This is a genomic window from Cytobacillus stercorigallinarum, assembly GCF_014836495.1.
Taxonomy (GTDB): domain Bacteria; phylum Bacillota; class Bacilli; order Bacillales; family Cytobacillaceae; genus Cytobacillus; species Cytobacillus stercorigallinarum.
This window is the reverse complement of the sequence record NZ_JACSQT010000001.1, coordinates 856,133-875,068: the sequence shown is the minus strand read 5'-3', so window position 1 is coordinate 875,068 and position 18,936 is coordinate 856,133. Positions and strand designations below refer to the sequence as shown.

Genomic DNA, 18,936 nt, shown 5'->3' with positions numbered 1-18,936 from the left:
ACCCAACATTTTTTTCACCCTTTGTTTGTCGCCCATTCAATCACTTCATTCAGTTCGTTTGTATATGATAGTGTTTGTTCAACTGTCCAGTCAAGTTCTTCAGCCATCATTTCAATTACAGCATTCTTATATGTGAACACAAGCATAATGTTAAACAACAATGCGCCTGTTCGGCGAAAAAAAAAGTCTACAGGCGAGACCGCCATTTCATAATCAAGTGCATATTTTAACTCCAACCATAAGACTCGTGGCATAAGGTGCTCGTCTTTATGATATTGCTTAACTAATGAGAATAAAACCGGTGCATTTGAACCATAACGGCTTAAAAGATAAAGGGACTCCTCTCCTTTTAATCCAACTTCTATCCCTTCCTGTTTCTTTGCTTCGATAAAAGTAGGGAAATTTTTTGCTCCACCTACTCTCCCGCCTGACAACGGTAGATGCTTTGTCATACTTTTTGAGAACAATAGCTGATATTCTTTTTTTAGCATAGACGAAACTCTGTCTACAATTGTTTCGGCCATTTTTCGGTAACCCGTTAATTTACCACCAGCAATCGATATTAAACCATGCGCTGACACCCATATTTCATCTCTTCTCGAAATTTCTGAAGGCGACTTCCCTTCTTCATGAATGAGCGGACGTACTCCTGCCCAACTGGATTCAATATCTGCTTCTGCCACCTTTACATTTGGAAAAACCCCTTTAATTGCGTTCAGCAAATAGAGCCTATCTTCATCTGTGATCGAAGGGTGCGCAGGATCATCTTTATAAAATGTATCTGTTGTTCCAATATACGTTTTCCCTTCTCGAGGAATAGCAAAAATCATTCGACCATCTTCACTGTCAAAGTAAATAGCTTGCGCTAATGGGAAAATGGAATGATCGATAACAATGTGAACACCTTTTGTTAATTTTAAAGATTTATTTTCCATTTGTGCATCTTTATCTAAAAGTCTCTCTACCCAAGGACCGGTAGCATTCACACATTTTTTTCCGAAAACTTGATAGGATTCATTACTGAGCTGATCTTGTACCTCAACCCCATTAATCATTCCATCCCTATAAATAAAATCGGTTACTTTAGCATAATTAATCACATCAGCCCCACGATGAGCCGCTTCTTTTATCACTTCTATCGTTAACCGTGCATCATCTGTACGGTACTCCACATAATAACCACCACCGAGTAAACCTTCTTCTTTCAGTAAGGGTTCTTTAGATAACACCTCCTCTTTATTTAACATTGTTCTTCTTTCATCTCTTTTTACTCCCGCAAGGAAATCATAAACCCTCAATCCAATTGATGTTGTGAATTTACCGAAAGTCCCTTCTTGATAAAAAGGTAAGACCATCCATTCTGGTTTTGTGATATGAGGGCCGTTTTCATATACAATCGCCCTTTCCTTTCCTACTTCAGAAACAACATGAAATTCAAATTGTTTTAAATAACGTAGACCACCATGCACAGTTTAGTCGAACGACTTGAGGTTCCTGCTGCAAAGTCCTGCATTTCAATTAATGCGACTTTCATCCCTCTTGTCACAGCATCAAGGGCGATTCCAGCTCCTGTAATACCTCCACCGATAACAACGAGATCATACTCATTGTTAGTTAAATCATGAATGGTAGTAGAACGATTCTTCGCAGAAAATGTCATTTTCGTACCCTCCTATTTACTTATGGTGTCGCAACTTATTTAAATGCCATTATTGCGCTTATTGCACTTTTAAGGTGTACCTACCCACCTTATGCTGCGTAACCTTCCCTATTTTCCTCCACCCATCCAGGATGGGGGAATTTGGACACGATGTACAAGGTCTCCTTCATAATTGAATAAAATTGCTCGAGAGCTCTTAGGTAAACTTCCAATAGTTCACTCCCCTATTATTTATTTGAAAAATGCTCATACAAATGAAAGACCATAATGGTGAGCATTAACCAAATCGCCCCGACTAAAAAACCAGCCGCTACATCACTAGGATAATGGACACCTAAATATATCCTACTTAAACCGATGGCAAAAATCAGTAACCCCATGATAATCGCTACAGCCCACTTCATACTTGTCCTTTTAGTTAAATGAATAATGACAAAAGCGAGTGATCCGTAAAAGATAAACGATCCCATTGAATGTCCACTTGGAAAGGCATATCCCGTTTCTTCAATTAATGGTAGGATAGCTGGTCTTTCTCTTTTAAAATAGTGTTTAAGACTCCAATTTAAAAGTGCCCCCACCCCCGATGCCAAACTAATATAAATAGCTAACGCATACTTCTTTTTTAAGACGAGGAGGACCATAACAATCAAAACTGCCGCGGCAATCCACCGTACAGAGCCAAGAAAAGTGAAACGATCAATCATGGTCGTTAATGTCGGAGTTATATTTTGTTGGACAATATGGATGACCTCCATATCAAACCAAGCAAGATCGTTGGTTGTGTAATCGAACACGATAAACAAAAACAGACTTAAAAATAGAATAAATAGTATGATGTTTGTTGTTATGTATACAGTTGGTTTTTTCATTGCCCATTCCTTTATGTTTTTTAGAAAGTTGGAGAAGTCTAGACTTCTCCAATTGAACGATCAAATCTATGCTTCCTTCTTTGTTTTTGCAGAAGTCGTTGATTTTTTCTTTTTTGACTTCGTTGTTGTTTTTTCTTTTTTTGGTTGTGATGGTTTTGTTTGATCGATGGATGCTTGTAATGCCGCCATTAGATCCGTAACATTGGATTTCTTTGGTTGCTGTTGATTTGTTGTTACTACCTCTTCCCCATTTTTCTTTGTTTCAATCAAGTCTAGAAGTGCTTGGCGATAGTCATCAGTATATTTCTCAGGTTCAAACGTTGTTGTTAGTTGGTCTATTAATAATAATGCCGTATCTAATTCTTTTTTGGCTATTTTTTCTTCCGCAGGAATATTAGGCACATCTGCAAAATTTCTCACCTCATCAGGGAAATGGATGGTTTCCATTACTAAAGTGTTGTGAAAAACTCTTAAAAGAGCTAGCTGTTCTTTTGCACGAATGATGATTTTCGCTATTCCTACTTTTTCAGACTCCTTTAAAGCTTCCCTTAATAAGGCATAAGCTTTCGATCCGCTATCTCCAGGTGAAATATAATAAGAGCGGGAAAAATATATCGGATCTACTTCATTTATTTTAACAAAATCTAAAATCTCCACCGCTTTATCTTCATTTTCTTTTTTTAACGCTTGTAATTCTTCTTCATCAAGGACGATAAACTTCCCTTTCGTGTACTCATATGCTTTTACTATATCACTTTGATCAACAGATTCATCACATACAGGACATACTTTCTCATACTTAATAGGTGAATGACACTTACTATGCAAATTACGCAATTTAATATCTTTATCTTCAGTTGCCGCATGCAATTTGATCGGGATATTCACTAAACCGAAACTTATGCTTCCTTTCCACATTGTGTGCATCAGTAAACCTCCTCCATTCTTATTAGTTGTATTTTTTCTCTGTGGATTATTCATATACACGTACATTGTTGGTAAGATTAGCTACATCTCTTTTTATATGTCTTCATGAAGCATTATCTTTACAAAAAACAATGAAAAAATCAACAAACACCACAGATTCAACTGTGATGTTTGTTGATTTTTTTAATAAACCGGATAAGGTGGGTATGGTGGATATACAGGATAAGGTGGATAAACCAGAGGTGCTAATAATGCGCCACCCAATAAGCCTGTCGCTACACCGCCTAAAAATGGACCACCAAAACCAAAACCGGGTCTCCCAAAACCGGGACCGCCAAAACCTGGGCCTCCCCCGAAACCAGGACGACCCCCATAAGGCCTTCTATAAAAATGAGTCTGTGTAGCTGCCGGGTAAAAGTGTTGAGTCAATAGATAACCTCCTCTATAGTCGTTCTCTCTATATACTCCTTATAACCTATGTAAAACACCTAAATTTGCTGTAGGCAAAAACCTACCCTTAAACTTTTTAAAAAACAAACGATTGAATGACTGGTTGCCTCATCGTATGATCTTTTGTCCATTCTAAAAAAGTAACCTTCACATTTAAAACCGGGGATAACCATTCATGTTTTTTTAATAATCCACTATAATTATGGAATGGACTTTTCTCCTGAATAATTTGGTTTGTCACTTCTGTCACTTCACGCCAATCTTTTAAAGTAAGCTTGCTCGAACCTGCACTGCCGATATAAATGAGCTCACCCTCTTCATTATATACACCTAAATCAAGTGAACGAATAAGTGATCCATTATAAGTTGCCCCTCCAACAACAGCAATAAGGTCCTGTTCTTTTTTCTTTTTTAACCAGCGTTCATCTTTTCCACCTAATATATAATTACTATTTAAATCTTTACATACAATGCCCTCTAGCCCTTGCTCTATGACTGCTTCATATAATGAATGGCAGTCTCTAAAACTTTGGACAATTTGAATCTCATTTGTTGGCTGGATCATTTCCCTTAACATATCCTGGCGTCTATGTAATGGGGTTTCAATCAGCCATTTACCGTTATAATATAAGAGGTCAAATATCATATAAGTAATTGGAATTTCTGTTTGTAATTGATTGATCGTTATTGTATTTTTCCGGCGATCTCTTCTCATTACATCATAAAAAGAGGGTACACCATCTTGAAAAGCGATTACTTCTCCATCTAAAATGAAGGAATTCCCCTTAATCAATGATGGCAATCGTTGTATTTCCGGATATTGGAGGGTGCGCTCATTTCCCTTTCGATTAAAGAGCGTCAATTTCTCTTTTTCATAATAGGACAATATCCTTGTACCATCCCACTTTACCTGCGCAATCCACTGATCGCCTTTTGGAATCTCATTTGTCATTTTTGGTTCAAAAGGAATAATTGGCTTCATTGGATTGCTCCTCACTTGTATGTCTTTTTTTAATCTAACCATACTATGACCATGTGTAATACGTTTTATGAATAGAAAACAGAATGAAAGAAAAAGGATGTTGAAGGTCAATATGAGGAAAAAAGGTCGTTTCTTTATTACCGGCTGGAATATTACAACTAATCAGTTTGAATATAGTATCGTACAACAAAATGAAGTAAAGGTAATGGGTGAATTTTCTGAAGGTCTAAATGAACAGGAATTGGCTATTTTAGTAAAATTGATCCAAAAAAATGGAAGCAAAGTAAATCAAACAAAATACACCATCTCCCCAAGCATTTGTATTCAACTTTGCTTTCGAGACATAATTGAGGATACTTTTATACTGCCTCAATTTATGCAATTCTTACCGAATGAGCAATGGGATACATGTACATGGGAGAGATTATTGATAGAAAATGCTAACATCGATCCTTCTATTGAAGTGACCCACCCGGAAAAACCGTTATGGGACAACCCAAAGATTAATAAAGAGCAACTCATTGCTTATCTTGTTTCCGTCTCTCCACGGTTGTTACCGTTTGTGAAGAATAGATTGTTAACAACCATTCGCTATCCACATGGCTATATAGGGAGAGAATTTTTCTATCAGAAGAATAAACCTGATTATGCACCGTCATTTGTTACTTCTTTTACAAAAGACGAAATCGACTATATCTTATGTAATGATTTATCTACACTTGTTTGGCTAGGTAATCAATTAGCACTAGAGTATCATACCCCTTTTGAAACAATTGACAGTGAACATCCGCTTGAAATTGTGTTCGACCTTGACCCACCTGATGAAACACATTTTTTACTAGCTGTTACTGTTGCACAGAAACTAAACAAGATTTTTGAGGAATTAAATATTATTGGCTTTCCAAAATTAACGGGTGGAAAGGGGATACAAGTACATATCCCAATTATGCATCATCATTTTTCTTATGAGGATACGAGACTGTTCACTTCATTCATAGCTTCCTATTTAGTTGAAAAAAACCCAGATTTATATACGACAGAAAGGATGAAAAAGAATCGCGGGAAAAAGTTATATATCGATTATATTCAACATGCAGAAGGAAAAACGATGATTGCGCCCTACTCTCCAAGAGGCAGAGAAGGAGCAATTGTAGCAGCCCCACTCTATTGGGACGAAGTGGACAAACAACTGCAAAGGAAGAACTTTACATTAGACAACATTAGTAAGTCTCGTTTAACTGATCCATGTCCAATGGCAAGCTTTTTCGAAACCAAAAATGACACAATCGCAAACATTATTCATTCATTAAAAAAAGGATAAGGCTATACACAAGTGAAACCTTAGTAAATGTGGTTTACTCGTCATTTTAGAAGCTACAATAGCAATGCAAATATCATATGAACGACCTGCAATTGAGATGCAAAAACAAAAAAACCGAAACAACACTATTTACGCTTAGTGCCGTTTCGGTTCAAAACTTATTTCTTTCTTAATAATCATACAAGGGCTCTTAAGCATTTAATTGCTTGGTTAAAAAAGCAGAAGCCTCTTGTTGTAACTTCGCATATTGCATCATTTCTTCAATATATTCTTCTGAGCTATCGATGGTAAATGTCCCCGGGTGATTTATATCTACTTCAATTGTACATTGATAGACAAAGCTGGCGTTACCAATCAGATCGATTGTAAAGGTATCATTTTGCTTATGAACAACACAACGGACCTTACCACCGTTGTTATAAACCTCAATCGGTTGCTCATAGGTATTGATACTTTGCATACAAGTAACTAAACTTGAAGCGGACATCGCTGTTCCGCATGCATTTGTAAAGCCCACTCCTCTTTCATACGTACGAACAAAGATGCCACTTTCTGGAAGAGGTTTGACGAAACTCACATTTACCCCATCAGGAAAGTAATCATTTTCTCCGTTGACATACAAACTTAATTCCTCTTGAATATCTGATTGCAACTCCTCGTTTTCGACAATAGCCACAAGATGGGGATTAGGAACAGAAAGAGCAGTAAAAGCGATATCTTCTGAAAGCTCTTCAATCTTTTCATTAATTAATTGATGCTGATCAATGTGAAGTGGCAAAGTAGCAACATCAAAAGACACCGGAGAAATTTCTACCTTGTAAGTAGGGATATCTTTATAAATATCGTCTTCTTTACTAACTTGAAGGGTAACTTTCATCGTATCAATTGTCGCCTCTTTGATTTTCAATTTCTCACATACATATCTCGCGACACAACGAAGACCGTTACCACACATGGAAGCTTCAGAACCATCTGCATTAAAAACTCGCATTTTCGCATCAGCATCTTCACTTGCTAATATAAATAAAATCCCATCCGCACCAAGTTCGCTGGTACGATTACAAAGACTAATCGTTAAGTTCGCTCGTTCTTTATCACTCCAGCCAAACGACTGCTCCATCTCATCAATGATAAAAAAATCATTTCCCGAACCGTGACATTTAATTAATTCTAATTTCATCATAAACCCTCTTTCTCTTTTAGGCTCTTCATTTAACTTCTATTCATGCTATAACCATTATTCATGTGAATATAACCGTTAATATTATTATAACGAGAAAAAGAAAGAGGGAGCAAAGAAAATTAATTATTAACGAAAATGTTTATTGAAATTACTCATTTCAATCGCATTAACAGCTGCCTCCCAGCCTTTGTTACCTGCTTTTGTACCCGCTCTCTCAATCGCTTGTTCAATAGAATCAGTTGTTAACACACCAAAGATTACTGGTATGCCTGTTTGCAATGAAGTCGCTGCTACTCCTTTGGCTACCTCTGCATTCACATAATCAAAATGTGGCGTGGCCCCTCTAATGACTGTTCCAAGGGCAACGACCGCATCGTATTTGCCACTTTCTGCGAGTTTTTTTGCCGCTAGGGGAATTTCAAACGCACCAGGTACCCAAGCGATCGTAATATCCTCCTCAGCTACATCGTGACGCTTGAAGCTATCCAATGCGCCATCTAATAATTTTTTTGTAATAAACTCATTAAACCGCGATACAACAACGGCTACTTTCATTCCCGTACCAATTAAATGTCCTTCTAGTATTGTATTCATTCTACTTCACTCCTATATTAGTTTGTTAATAATTGTGATTGCTTATAAGAGATTAATTGTTCAATCGTAATCATCTTCAAATCATATTTTTCTGCTACTTTCTCTAACTCTGCTACTCTAGCCATTTCACCATTTTCTTTCATAATTTCGCATATAATCCCGACTGGACTTGCACAAGCCAACTTCGCTAAATCAACTGCCGCTTCCGTATGTCCTGAGCGCTCAAGGACGCCACCATCCTTCGCTACAAGGGGGAAAATATGACCTGGACGATTGAAGTCTTTTGCTTGTGTTTCTTCGTCTAACATCTTTTCTACGGTTAAAAACCGTTCAAATGCGCTTATACCAGTCGTTGTCTCTTTATAATCAATACTGACTGTAAAGGCGGTTTGGTGACTGTCTGTATTATTAGTAACCATCGGATGCAAGTCTAGCTTTTTGGCGATTGACTGCTCAATCGGCACGCAAATAAGCCCTCTTCCCACTGTTGCCATAAAGTTGATCGTTTCAGCTGATGCATACTCGGCAACAGCGATAAAATCACCCTCATTCTCACGATTCTCATCATCACAAACGATAATCACTTTTCCCTTTTTCAAGTCAGCTATCGCTTCTTCAATTGAGTGACTCATATGTTCCCTCCTAACTTAAGAATCCATTATTCTCTAATAACTGATGGAAATTTCTTTCACGTTTTGATGTGTCTGTAAAGGCAACTACGTACTTTGCAAATAAATCATATTCAATATTAACGGGATCATTTACCGATTTTTCACTAATCACCGTTTCTTCAGCTGTATGAGGAATTAGCGCAATCGTAAAATATCCATCCCCAACCTCCATCACTGTTAATGAAGTGCCATCAACAGCAACAGATCCTTTCGGTAGAATTAAATGCTGATATTGCTCGGATAAGGCAACCGAAAGATAAATCGCATTTTCTACTCTTTGTTTTTTTAGAATTTTTCTCGTTTCATCCACATGACCGCTTACATAATGGCCGCCAAATCGTCCACCTGCTAACATCGCCCTTTCTAAATTCACCTTGCTCCCTACTTTTAATGAGGAAAGCGATGTCGCATGAAAAGTTTCTGGCATCACATCTGCTGTAAAACTTCTTTGTTGGAATTCGGTCACTGTTAAACAAACGCCGTTCACAGCGATACTATCACCGATATGGATATCATCCATAATCTTTGTAGCATTTAACACTATTTGAATAGTAGATCCGCGCTGAATCGTTCGTTGTACAGTACCGATTTCTTCGATAATACCTGTAAACAGAATGATCAACCTCTCTGTATAAGATTTGTTCGTTTTAATAAAAGTTGGAATTTTCCGCTCGGGGCAAAGACGCGGTATCGGGAGAGTTTGTTGAATATTACAAAAAAAGTTCGACTCACACTTATAGTTATCCCATTTCATCACCACCATTCTTAAAAAAGACTCATGAATAAATAAACCCGTATACGAATACGTATACGGGAAAAGTAATCATGGCCAAATAAACGTCAAAATCAACTGTTTTTGAACGTTTTTACACACACGCATCCTTCTCCCATCCAGACTATACTGTCGGCTTTGGAATTACACCAAATCCACCGTTCTCATTCCTGAGCCCGGGTCACGGACTAAGAGGTCACCCTCATCACCGCCGGTTGGGAATTTCACCCTGCCCCGAAGGATATTCTATGAAATTACAAGACTACTATTATGTATAATAGTCTCTACATCTAGCATATCTTTAAATCTTTATGAAAGCAATACTGAATCTCAAAATCATTCTTTCTTCACTCAGTACAAAGGTCATCAGTCTATATATTTAAGTGTTCCACTTTCTGCAAGAAGGTTTACAAACAGTTCATCATTGATTTGCACACTATTGGCTTCAATGAAAAAATTGTCTTTATTATTTACTTGAAAATAGAAATTGGTTTTTGCATGTAATTTCTCGATTTCTTTCAGATCTGATTCTAAGTTTTCAATTTTTATATGACCAAAACCATTGTTGTGATAACTAATTTCGCTTAATAAATTCGCCTCAGTAAAACGACGGTCATTTAAACGTATCGTCCCTTCAATAGCCTCTTGATAAACAAAGAACGACATCACTTCCTTTATAAAAATGTAGGTTTTCTTAATCTGTTGTTTATGACAACTGAGTAATTTTAAAGAAATGGTTTCATTCAAATAATCAATCTGTAAATCATCTAAATCCCAATATTCTGCTTTTTCGGCAAATAAGGTATTTATTCTATTTAAATCGCTAGACATCTTATCACCACTTTACTTTTTTCTTTTCACCTGTGTAAAGCACAATTTACCGCCATATTTTAGTCATAGCATTTTCTTTCTTCCCTTTTATTTAATTCCCTTTCGCTTCGAGTATTTCAATAAACCTTTCAAAATTGTCATTGAATCTTTGTTGTTCATAATAATCATCATTCACTGAACTATTGCTCTCAATCGCTCCAGCAATCGTACACGATCCCAGTATAAAGCAAATTCCAATAATCCATGCAGCATTAAGTAAATCTTTCCTGTTTATATTCATCATTTTCCTCCTATCCTTTAATCATTGGACAACGGATACATATAACAGTTTTTTCGGTAAATAGTACGAAATTTATTTTTTTGAAGACGATAACATTATTTGCTAATTTTCACAGAAGATTAATCATCTTCGTAGAAAGTATCATACATTTCAGGAAATAGTTCTTTTAATCTCCTTATCGTATGCGCATTTGCAACAATATCCAGTACATCAGAACTAATATAAAATAAACAATCGTGATGCACAAAACAAATATAAAGCGAAGTATGACCATCAACCATTTTAAGGGTATAGCGAAAAAACGCGGATGATTTCACATGATTTACCGTTGTATAGACAAAATAACAACCCATTTCTTCTTGCCAAACTACTTTATTAGACCAATTATTAATCTTGAAAAATCGACGTAAATTTAACTTTTCTCTCCTTACCCTATTGCTATCAATATCTTGATAACCAGAAATAAACGTCATATCTAACTTTTGCTCTATAGGAAATAGGTGATGAAATAAGCTTTTTGCTAAACCGGGATATTGTCTGAATGTCTCCAAACCAAACCGAATTCGATTGTCCTTCACTACTTGAAAATAAGGCGTTGCGGCGTTCGTCATATCAACTCCGAAATTATTTGCAGGGATCATTCTACCACTCGATTCTTCACAAAATATAATGATTACCATAATTATACACTCATTTCTAAATAAGCGACTATATATTTTTTTACACGTTTTTCCATCACCTGCGTTCACTTAGAAAATAAAAAAAGCACGTGTTCATTCCACCTTAAAGCAGAATCGACACGCGCTTCATTCAAACACTATCTTATTCTTTATTTAATTAACTCTAACTCAACAGGAATAAATTCTTCCACTGTTTCACCATCGAGTACTTTTTTGGCTGTTTCTAAAGCTTGCTCGCCCATTCTATCTGGTTTTTGAGCGACTGTTGCTGCCATGTCGCCACCTTCTACTGCCGCGACGGCATCATCTGTTGCGTCAAATCCAACAACAATGACATCTTTCAATCCAGCAGCCGTTAGTGCTTGATAAGCACCAAGCGCCATTTCATCATTATGAGCAAATACAGCTTGAACATCATTATTGCTCTGGATGATGTTTTCCATTACTGTTAAGCCTTCTGCACGATCAAAATTCGCAGATTGTTTTGTTGCCACTTCCACATTGTCAGATGCTTCAATTGCTTCGTTAAAACCTGCACCTCTTTCACGTGCTGCCGATGAACCAGGGATCCCTTCAAGTTCTACTACTTTTCCTTCTCCACCAAGTTGTTCAATGATAAATTCTCCTGCCATTTTACCGCCTTCTGCATTATCAGAAGCTACGTGAGCGACAACTTCGCCACCTTCAGCACTTCTGTCCACAGTAATAACCGGGATATTTGCATTATTAGCTGATGTAATGGCAGAAGCAACCGCTGCTGAATCGGCTGGGTTCACAATTAATAAATCTACCCCTTGTTGAATTAAATCTTCAATATCACTCACTTGTGTTGCTGGGTCGTCTTGCGCATCTACTGTTTTAATCGCATAACCAAGCTCTTTTGCCTTTGCTTCTGCACTATCACGTAGTGTCACAAAGAAAGGATTATTTAATGTAGAAATTGATAGACCAATTGTTTTTTCACCTGATGCTTTTTCATCACTACCAGTTGCTTCATTATCATCAGCCCCATTATTTAATGAACATGCACCTAATAAAGCGACTACTAAAACCAAAGTTAGAAGCTTCCATATTTTTTTCATGTGAGTATTCCTCCTTCATAGGTTTGCAAATCATATATGTTAAGCAGCTTTCTTTCTATCAATTAGTACAGCTAATAGAATGACGCCGCCCTTCACCACTTGTTGGTAGAAAGATGATACGTTTAATAAATTCAAACCATTATTTAGTACACCAATAATCAAAGCACCAATTAATGTACCAAAGATCCATCCGCGTCCGCCTGAAAGACTTGTCCCACCAAGTACAACAGCCGCAATGGCATCTAATTCGTAACTTGTACCAGCTGTTGGCTGTGCAGAGTCAAGACGAGAAGTTAACGTAATTCCGGCTACAGCAGCAAATAGTCCTGAAATCGCATAAACACCCATTTTCAAGCGATCCACTTTTAAACCAGAGAGCTTAGCGGCTTCTTCATTCCCACCAATCGCATAAACACCGCGACCAAACGTTGTTTTCTTTAATAAGAAGTATAAAAATAAATATGCTAACAGCATCGTAACAACAGGAAATGGTACACCGAGAAAATAACCTTTACCAATCATTTGAAAGCTAAAAGCATCAGATAATCCAGTAATTGGTCGACCTTCTGTATAAACAAGTGTCAACCCTCTGAAAATTGTCATTGTCGCTAATGTTGCAATAAAAGGAGCGACTTTACCTTTTGCAATAATTACACCGTTGACAAGTCCCATTAAAGCACCTGCTAATAAACCGAGAAGAACGGCTAATATTGGATCCATACCACTTGCTAACATACCTGCAGTCAGTGCCGAAGATAGCGCTAAAATCGAACCGACTGATAAGTCGATACCACCTGTCAAGATAACAAATGTCATTCCAAACGCAATTAAAGCATTAATTGAAACTTGTCTTAGTACGTTAAGTATATTGTCAGCTGTTGTAAAGCTTGGACTCATAACCGATAAAATAATAATAATGAGTAATAAACCTAAAACCGGTCCTAGCTTTTGAATGGAGCCGATGCCTTTACTAATTTTGTTCATGCTTTGTTCCCTCCTGTTGCTGCTTCCATAATTTTTTCTTGAGTCGCATCCGTTTTTTCTAGAATGGCAGCTACTTTCCCTTCATGAATCACCATAATACGATCAGACATGCCTAGTATCTCTGGCAACTCAGATGAGACCATAATAATGGAATGGCCCTTCATCGTTTCTTCATTCATAATCGTATATATTTCTTTTTTTGCTCCTACATCGACACCACGTGTAGGTTCGTCCAAAATTAACAGTGTTGGATCGATTCCTAGCCATTTTCCAAAGACCACTTTTTGTTGGTTCCCACCACTTAAATTCTTAACTTCTTGTTCTGGACCAGCTGTTTTAATTTTTAACTTCTCTATCATTTCTTTGGAGAAAGCTTTTTCCTTTTTAGTAGACATAATGGCACTTTGCGAAAGCGCTTTTAAATTAGGAACGGCTAAATTCTCCCTTACACTTAATCCAAGTATCAGACCTTCATCTTTTCGGTCTTCTGTAATAAAGCCGATACCGGCAGCAATTGCTTGCTTTGGTGCACGAATGTGTAGTTCTTGACCATTCAAGTATATTTTCCCAGACGATTTCTTTCTTGACCCAAAAATCGCTTCCATGATTTCCGTTCTCCCAGCTCCCATTAAACCGGCAACTCCAAGTATCTCACCTTTTCTAACATCAAATGAAATGTTAGAAAAATGACCTTTCACACTTAAGTTCTCCACCTTGAAAAAAACATCACCAATTGTTGCTGTCCGAGCTGGGTAACGCTCACCAATTTCTCGACCAACCATCATTTTCACGATTTCATCGAATGAGGTGTCTGTGGTATATTTCGTTCCTATTGATTGCCCATCTCGTAAAACTGTAATGCGGTCACACATTTTAAAAATCTCTTCCATGCGATGAGATATATAAATGATTGCCACATTCTCTTTTCGTAATTGATCGATAACAGTAAATAATGTATCAATCTCTCTATCTGTTAAAGCGGCTGTTGGTTCATCCATGATAAGAACCTCAGAATTGGCAGCGATTGCTCGTGCAATTTCGATCATTTGTTGTTGTCCAACAGAAAGTTCTCCAGCAGGCAGTTTTACATCCATTTCAATCCCTAAACGCTTTAAATACTTTTCTGCTTTTACATTCATCTCTCTCGTCTTTAATAAACCGAAAGTATTTAATTCTTTACCTAAGAACATATTTTCAGCCACTGTTAAATAAGGAATAATATTTAACTCTTGATGAATGACAGCAATGCCATTTTTTTCTGCATCTTTTGGTGAAGAAAATACAGTCTTATTCCCTTTATAATATATATCACCTTGATTGCTTTCATGGATACCTGTAAGGATTTTAATTAAGGTTGATTTCCCTGCCCCATTCTCACCCATAAGTGCATGGATTTCCCCAGCTCTTAAGTCAAAATCAACGCCTTTGAGCACTTCCACTGAATAGAAGGATTTATGAATATTCTTCATTTCTATTATTGATGATTGCTTCATTAAAAAATCACTCCTGACGTTAAAATGATGTTAGCGTAAGGGGATGCTTCTCCAGTTCGTATTATCGCCTTTGCTTTTTTTGTTTCTTTCTTAAAGGTTTCATGCGACACATAGTCACAATGAGTGAACTTGTCTTTTATTGTTAAGAATAGCGGTTGATTATCTGTCTTCATTTCATCTGCTAATGTGACTCGCTCAATCATTAGTTCTTTTTCCAATTCATTTAAAACGTCTAGAAAAGAAGGTGTTCCTATCTTTAGAGCAAGGTCGATTTTTTTCACGCCATCTGGAATAGGTAGCCCACAATCAGCAATCACAATCGTATCTGTATGGCCCATATCACTGATGACTTTCGCTATTTCACTATTCAGCATTCCTTGTTTCTTCATGATGATTCACTTCCATTTTTTCAATTTCGGCTTTTATCGGCATCCCTACTTGGGCACCCAGTTTCGTTACAGATAAACCTGCAGCCTTTATAGCGAAAGTAATGGCCTGGTCTAATGTTAAACCTTCATCAAGGGCAACAGCTAAAGCACCATTAAATGTATCACCCGCTCCAGTCGTATCAACTGCTTTTACCTTTACAGCAGGAATGGTCATGAGTTCTCCTTGTTTAAAGAACGCAGCCCCTTCACTTCCTTTTGTAATGACAAGTTTTTCTTTCAGTAATTCAATTGCTTCCGCATCATTTTTATACGCTTCGAATAATTGTTTCGCTTCATATTCATTCGGTGTTAAATAGGTCACAAGCTCAAACCAATGCGAAGGAATATGATGGAAAGGAGCAGGATTTAAAATGACGCCAACATTGCCTTCCGCCGCAATTTCTAGCACTTTTTCTACTGCAGATAATGGAATTTCTAATTGCAGAAGCACCCATTCACTCGCTAAAATATCATCGCGATAAGTTTCAATGACTTCACTAGTCATTAAATGATTGGCACCAGGTACAACAATTATTTTATTATCATGGTTGTACACTGTAATGCTTGCTGTTCCAGTTCGGACACCTTTTTCTACTTGGATACTTTCCGTATTGATTTGCAGCTCATTAAAATAATCCATATATTCCTGACCAAAAGGGTCATCGCCTACTTTACCAATCATTTTCACATTCGCTCCAAGCTTAGCTGCAGCCACTGCTTGGTTCGCCCCTTTACCACCTGGCACAGTAAAAAATGATTCTCCCATCACGGTTTCTCCCATTGATGGATTTATATTTGTTACCGTGACTAGATCCATATTGATGCTTCCAATTACTGTAATCATCTAATCACTCTCCTTCTGTCTTTTTAATGCTTTGTCGTTTCTCTCATTTTTAATTCTGTCGGGAAAACAATATGGTCCTGACCTTCTTCATTACCGTTGATTCTATTCAAAAGCATTGTTGCTGCTTTTTTGCCCATCTCATATATTGGTTGAGCGATAGTTGTAATTTCTGGTGAAACAGTTTCTGTCCACTCAATACCATCAAAACCGATAATCTGGAGTTCGTTCGGTACTTTTATTCCAAGCTTCGTGCATGCCTTTAGTGCACCCACTGCCATCACATCATTACCAGTAAATATGGCATCAATATCCTTATGTTCGTGAAGAAGACGAAATGTTGCTTCTTGGGCTGTTTTCATTTGATAATGCCCTTCACTTATATACATAGGTCTATCAAGAGCCATCATGACATCTTGATACGCTTTCTTCCTTAGTTGGGAATTGATAATATTTTCAGGACCACTAATATGGGCGATTTTCTCACAGCCGTTTTCAACTAAATGCATAACCGCTCTTTTCGCTTCCCGATAATTATCAATGGTCACAGAAGGAATACTTTCATGAAACACACGGTCCAGTGCAACTACGGGTATTTGTAAATTGGCGAGATGATTTTCATTCATATGATTAGACACAATGATCACACCATCAATATAATTTTCCGCCATTTTATTTAGATACATTAGTTCTTTCTCTAAATTGTCATCACTATTACATAAAAAGGTTGTGTACCCTTGTGCTACCGTCACATCTTCCACTGCACGAACAAGTTGAGGAAAGAATGGGTTAGTAATATCCGGGACAATGTAGCCAATCATTTTTGACTGTTTTTTAAATAAACTCCGCGCAACATTATTAGGGCGGTAGTTTAATGCTTTGATTGCTTCTTCTACTTTTGTTTGTGTTTCCTTTTGGACATAGCCTTTTTTATTAATCACTCTCGATACAGTTGCAACAGATACATTTGCGTACTTTGCTACTTCTTTAATTGTGGCTATATGAATCATCACCTTACATAAAATTCCTTGTTATATACTGTTATTATACTTATTTCCAAAGATAGTATGTAACCCGTTACATAGAAATCATTCATTATTTGTAACGTTATTCCCACATGATAAGGAAATGTATGTAACGGGTTACATATTTCAGAAATAAAACAAATATCAATTAATTACTATTCATTTGATATGTAACGCGTTACACACAAATCTGTAACCGTTTACACATTTTTAGTTTATCATCTATTAAAATTTTGTCAACTTTATTTTCATCTATCCTTTTTATAAAGAGGGTTTCTGTTCTATCACAATTTGTTTATATGGTCCTTGAATGGTAACTTTCATGAGTTGCGCAGCCATATATTTAGCGGTATACGGACAATCATTTTTTAACCACCATATAATTACCCCTAAAAACGCAGAGGCGTAAAAGCGAATAGCCATCTCTCTCGGTATGGTTAATAAGTTATCATCTGGTTGCATTACGGTCATGCCATCTGCAATAAATTCGCTCAACACAGTTGTTAGTTTATCTCGAAAATGAGGCATTGTACTTTCAGATAGCAACACTCTATATATATAATCATATGCGCCAATTTGGGTAAATAATTGAATAAAGCTTTCATTTGGTGTTTCAGCAGCATACGTCCCTTTACTTGCAATGAAAGAAGTCTTCATGGCTTCTTTTAATTCAACAATCATGTCATCCGTACTTTGTTCAAGCAAATCATATTTATCTGTAAAATGGAGATAAAAAGTCGCTCGATTTAGCATCGCTTTTTTTGTAATTGCCTGCACCGTCACTTTTTCAAAACCTTGTTCTTCTATTAAAGCAATTAAGGCGTCAGTCAACATTCGCTTCGTTCTTACTACACGTGGATCTACTTTTTCTTTTTTCGACATTCTTCTACTCCTTGTATTAATTGTCCTTAGTTTTAAACAAAAATGAATAAACTGTTGAGTATGCGACAATCTCAATTTTTTTGTTCATTGCTGTATTTTTTCATCTGTTGTTATAATCAGATTATCAACGGATTGTTGATAAAGCAACTAGTTGTATTAAAAATCGTACGATATGCTCTAAGATTTTTACCAAATGGGGGTTATTTATCATGAGAAGATTAGAAGGAAAAGTAGCCATTATTACTGGTGCAGCTAACGGGATGGGTGCAGCAGAAGCAAAGTTATTCGCGAAAGAAGGCGCTAAAGTTGTAGCGACTGACTTACAAATGGAAACCTTAAATAAAGTAGTTGCAGAAATTAAAGAAGCAGGTGGTGAGGCGATCGCCCTTGCTCATAATGTGACATCTGAGGAGCAATGGCAAGCAGTTGTAAATAAAACCATTGAACAATTTGGTAAACTCGATATCTTGATTAACAATGCGGGTGTCGCTTCTCCTAAAACACTAGAACAAATGTCAATGGAGGAATGGAATAAAATTTTAGATATCGACTTAAATGGTTGTGTAATCGGCATGAAATATGTCATCCCTGAATTAAAGAAAAATGGCAGCGGTTCCATTGTCAATATTTCTTCCATCGGTGGCATAGTTGGCATGGCAGGAACAAGTCCATATACAGCAGCTAAGGGAGCATTACGAGTCTTATCCAAATCTGCAGCAGTTGAATATGGAAAGGAAAATATTCGGGTCAATTCTGTACACCCAGGAATCATTTCAACACCAATGACCGCTCCTTCCATGGAATCTGCCTTACCGTTCTATCAAACTTATACGCAGTTGCCTTATTTCGGCAACCCTGAAGATGTCGCTTACGGTGTCCTTTTCTTAGCATCAGACGAAGCAAGATTTGTCACTGGTACAGAGTTAGTGATTGACGGCGGTTGGACTGCCCTATAATAAAACTTATACAAAAACGAGCCGT

Annotated in this window: 19 protein-coding genes, 2 pseudogenes and 1 riboswitch; of the genes and pseudogenes, 2 read left to right on the top strand and 19 right to left on the bottom strand. The window is 37.1% G+C overall.

The features are described from left to right. Positions 1–14: 14 nt before the first annotated feature. From H9655_RS04450 to H9655_RS04430, 5 genes and pseudogenes are all read right to left on the bottom strand, one after another. Positions 15–1,660, bottom strand: a pseudogene (locus H9655_RS04450) (glycerol-3-phosphate dehydrogenase/oxidase). A 227-nt stretch (positions 1,661–1,887) separates the two neighbouring features. Next, positions 1,888–2,529, bottom strand: a complete 642-nt coding sequence (locus H9655_RS04445) for a phosphatase PAP2 family protein (RefSeq protein WP_191811241.1) — start codon at positions 2,527–2,529, stop codon at positions 1,888–1,890. Positions 2,530–2,595: 66 nt separating this feature from the next. Further along, positions 2,596–3,456 (bottom strand): non-homologous end joining protein Ku, encoded by an 861-nt coding sequence (gene ku, locus H9655_RS04440; protein WP_191811239.1) that lies wholly within the window; start codon positions 3,454–3,456, stop codon positions 2,596–2,598. A gap of 183 nt (positions 3,457–3,639) precedes the next feature. Then, entirely contained in the window at positions 3,640–3,885 is a 246-nt protein-coding gene (locus tag H9655_RS04435) for a spore coat protein (RefSeq protein ID WP_191811237.1), read from the bottom strand. 97 nt (positions 3,886–3,982) lie between these two features. Then, complete coding sequence (locus H9655_RS04430) at positions 3,983–4,888, bottom strand: ATP-dependent DNA ligase (RefSeq protein WP_191811235.1); 906 nt, start codon at positions 4,886–4,888, stop codon at positions 3,983–3,985. A gap of 67 nt (positions 4,889–4,955) precedes the next feature. Between H9655_RS04430 and ligD the strand changes: the two genes are divergently transcribed. After that, positions 4,956–6,209: a DNA ligase D gene (ligD, locus tag H9655_RS04425; RefSeq protein ID WP_225230407.1), complete on the top strand. Its 1,254-nt coding sequence runs from the start codon at positions 4,956–4,958 to the stop codon at positions 6,207–6,209. A 190-nt stretch (positions 6,210–6,399) separates the two neighbouring features. Here the strand turns inward: ligD and dapF are convergent, their stop codons facing one another. The 14 genes and pseudogenes from dapF to H9655_RS04355 form a co-directional block, all read right to left on the bottom strand. Then, a complete protein-coding gene (gene dapF, locus H9655_RS04420) occupies positions 6,400–7,389 on the bottom strand; it encodes a diaminopimelate epimerase (RefSeq protein WP_191811233.1) in 990 nt (329 codons plus the stop codon). Between the two features lie 129 nt (positions 7,390–7,518). Continuing rightward, a complete protein-coding gene (ribH, locus tag H9655_RS04415) occupies positions 7,519–7,986 on the bottom strand; it encodes a 6,7-dimethyl-8-ribityllumazine synthase (RefSeq protein WP_191811231.1) in 468 nt (155 codons plus the stop codon). Positions 7,987–8,027: 41 nt separating this feature from the next. After that, positions 8,028–8,618, bottom strand: a pseudogene (gene ribB, locus H9655_RS04410) (3,4-dihydroxy-2-butanone-4-phosphate synthase); the annotation flags it as partial. 10 nt (positions 8,619–8,628) lie between these two features. After that, positions 8,629–9,270 carry a riboflavin synthase gene (gene ribE, locus H9655_RS04405; protein WP_191811397.1) on the bottom strand — a complete coding sequence of 214 codons (642 nt, stop codon included), beginning with the start codon at positions 9,268–9,270 and terminating at the stop codon, positions 8,629–8,631. 262 nt (positions 9,271–9,532) lie between these two features. Further along, positions 9,533–9,675, bottom strand: a riboswitch (FMN riboswitch). 120 nt (positions 9,676–9,795) lie between these two features. Next, the gene (locus H9655_RS04400) at positions 9,796–10,260 is read right to left on the bottom strand and encodes a YxiG family protein (RefSeq protein ID WP_191811227.1); all 465 of its coding nucleotides are present in this window, start codon (positions 10,258–10,260) and stop codon (positions 9,796–9,798) included. Between the two features lie 91 nt (positions 10,261–10,351). Continuing rightward, a complete protein-coding gene (locus tag H9655_RS04395) occupies positions 10,352–10,540 on the bottom strand; it encodes a hypothetical protein (RefSeq protein WP_191811225.1) in 189 nt (62 codons plus the stop codon). Between the two features lie 119 nt (positions 10,541–10,659). Further along, positions 10,660–11,220: a hypothetical protein gene (locus H9655_RS04390; RefSeq protein WP_191811222.1), complete on the bottom strand. Its 561-nt coding sequence runs from the start codon at positions 11,218–11,220 to the stop codon at positions 10,660–10,662. A gap of 149 nt (positions 11,221–11,369) precedes the next feature. Then, positions 11,370–12,302 carry a ribose ABC transporter substrate-binding protein RbsB gene (gene rbsB / locus H9655_RS04385; protein WP_191811220.1) on the bottom strand — a complete coding sequence of 311 codons (933 nt, stop codon included), beginning with the start codon at positions 12,300–12,302 and terminating at the stop codon, positions 11,370–11,372. 39 nt (positions 12,303–12,341) lie between these two features. Further along, positions 12,342–13,286 carry an ABC transporter permease subunit gene (locus H9655_RS04380; protein ID WP_191811218.1) on the bottom strand — a complete coding sequence of 315 codons (945 nt, stop codon included), beginning with the start codon at positions 13,284–13,286 and terminating at the stop codon, positions 12,342–12,344. Then, positions 13,283–14,779, bottom strand: a complete 1,497-nt coding sequence (locus tag H9655_RS04375; protein WP_191811216.1) for a sugar ABC transporter ATP-binding protein — start codon at positions 14,777–14,779, stop codon at positions 13,283–13,285. Before H9655_RS04375 ends, H9655_RS04380 begins: the two co-directional genes overlap by 4 nt. Beyond that, positions 14,779–15,168, bottom strand: coding sequence for a D-ribose pyranase (gene rbsD, locus H9655_RS04370; protein WP_191811214.1), 390 nt, complete (start codon positions 15,166–15,168; stop codon positions 14,779–14,781). The genes H9655_RS04375 and rbsD overlap by 1 nt, the downstream gene beginning before the upstream one ends. After that, positions 15,143–16,051, bottom strand: a complete 909-nt coding sequence (rbsK, locus tag H9655_RS04365; protein ID WP_191811212.1) for a ribokinase — start codon at positions 16,049–16,051, stop codon at positions 15,143–15,145. The genes rbsD and rbsK overlap by 26 nt, the downstream gene beginning before the upstream one ends. A gap of 23 nt (positions 16,052–16,074) precedes the next feature. After that, entirely contained in the window at positions 16,075–17,058 is a 984-nt protein-coding gene (locus H9655_RS04360; RefSeq protein WP_225230405.1) for a LacI family DNA-binding transcriptional regulator, read from the bottom strand. Positions 17,059–17,334: 276 nt separating this feature from the next. Then, the gene (locus H9655_RS04355) at positions 17,335–17,955 is read right to left on the bottom strand and encodes a TetR/AcrR family transcriptional regulator (RefSeq protein WP_191811209.1); all 621 of its coding nucleotides are present in this window, start codon (positions 17,953–17,955) and stop codon (positions 17,335–17,337) included. A 209-nt stretch (positions 17,956–18,164) separates the two neighbouring features. On the opposite strand from H9655_RS04355, the gene H9655_RS04350 reads away from it, so the two are divergent. Continuing rightward, positions 18,165–18,911 carry an SDR family NAD(P)-dependent oxidoreductase gene (locus H9655_RS04350; RefSeq protein ID WP_191811208.1) on the top strand — a complete coding sequence of 249 codons (747 nt, stop codon included), beginning with the start codon at positions 18,165–18,167 and terminating at the stop codon, positions 18,909–18,911. The last annotated feature ends 25 nt before the right edge of the window (positions 18,912–18,936 follow it).

What these genes read in the sequence shown, in the direction of transcription:
- ligD (WP_225230407.1), top strand. Translation starts at nt 4,956, where the DNA reads ATGAATAGAAAACAGAATGAAAGAAAAAGGATGTTGAAGGTCAATATG.
- H9655_RS04355 (WP_191811209.1), bottom strand. Translation starts at nt 17,955, where the DNA reads ATGTCGAAAAAAGAAAAAGTAGATCCACGTGTAGTAAGAACGAAGCGA.
- rbsD (WP_191811214.1), bottom strand. Translation starts at nt 15,168, where the DNA reads ATGAAGAAACAAGGAATGCTGAATAGTGAAATAGCGAAAGTCATCAGT.
- ribH (WP_191811231.1), bottom strand. Translation starts at nt 7,986, where the DNA reads ATGAATACAATACTAGAAGGACATTTAATTGGTACGGGAATGAAAGTA.
- rbsB (WP_191811220.1), bottom strand. Translation starts at nt 12,302, where the DNA reads ATGAAAAAAATATGGAAGCTTCTAACTTTGGTTTTAGTAGTCGCTTTA.
- H9655_RS04430 (WP_191811235.1), bottom strand. Translation starts at nt 4,888, where the DNA reads ATGAAGCCAATTATTCCTTTTGAACCAAAAATGACAAATGAGATTCCA.
- H9655_RS04390 (WP_191811222.1), bottom strand. Translation starts at nt 11,220, where the DNA reads ATGGTAATCATTATATTTTGTGAAGAATCGAGTGGTAGAATGATCCCT.
- H9655_RS04360 (WP_225230405.1), bottom strand. Translation starts at nt 17,058, where the DNA reads ATGATTCATATAGCCACAATTAAAGAAGTAGCAAAGTACGCAAATGTA.
- H9655_RS04375 (WP_191811216.1), bottom strand. Translation starts at nt 14,779, where the DNA reads ATGAAGCAATCATCAATAATAGAAATGAAGAATATTCATAAATCCTTC.
- dapF (WP_191811233.1), bottom strand. Translation starts at nt 7,389, where the DNA reads ATGAAATTAGAATTAATTAAATGTCACGGTTCGGGAAATGATTTTTTT.
- H9655_RS04445 (WP_191811241.1), bottom strand. Translation starts at nt 2,529, where the DNA reads ATGAAAAAACCAACTGTATACATAACAACAAACATCATACTATTTATT.
- H9655_RS04350 (WP_191811208.1), top strand. Translation starts at nt 18,165, where the DNA reads ATGAGAAGATTAGAAGGAAAAGTAGCCATTATTACTGGTGCAGCTAAC.
- rbsK (WP_191811212.1), bottom strand. Translation starts at nt 16,051, where the DNA reads ATGATTACAGTAATTGGAAGCATCAATATGGATCTAGTCACGGTAACA.
- H9655_RS04380 (WP_191811218.1), bottom strand. Translation starts at nt 13,286, where the DNA reads ATGAACAAAATTAGTAAAGGCATCGGCTCCATTCAAAAGCTAGGACCG.
- H9655_RS04400 (WP_191811227.1), bottom strand. Translation starts at nt 10,260, where the DNA reads ATGTCTAGCGATTTAAATAGAATAAATACCTTATTTGCCGAAAAAGCA.
- ku (WP_191811239.1), bottom strand. Translation starts at nt 3,456, where the DNA reads ATGCACACAATGTGGAAAGGAAGCATAAGTTTCGGTTTAGTGAATATC.
- H9655_RS04395 (WP_191811225.1), bottom strand. Translation starts at nt 10,540, where the DNA reads ATGAATATAAACAGGAAAGATTTACTTAATGCTGCATGGATTATTGGA.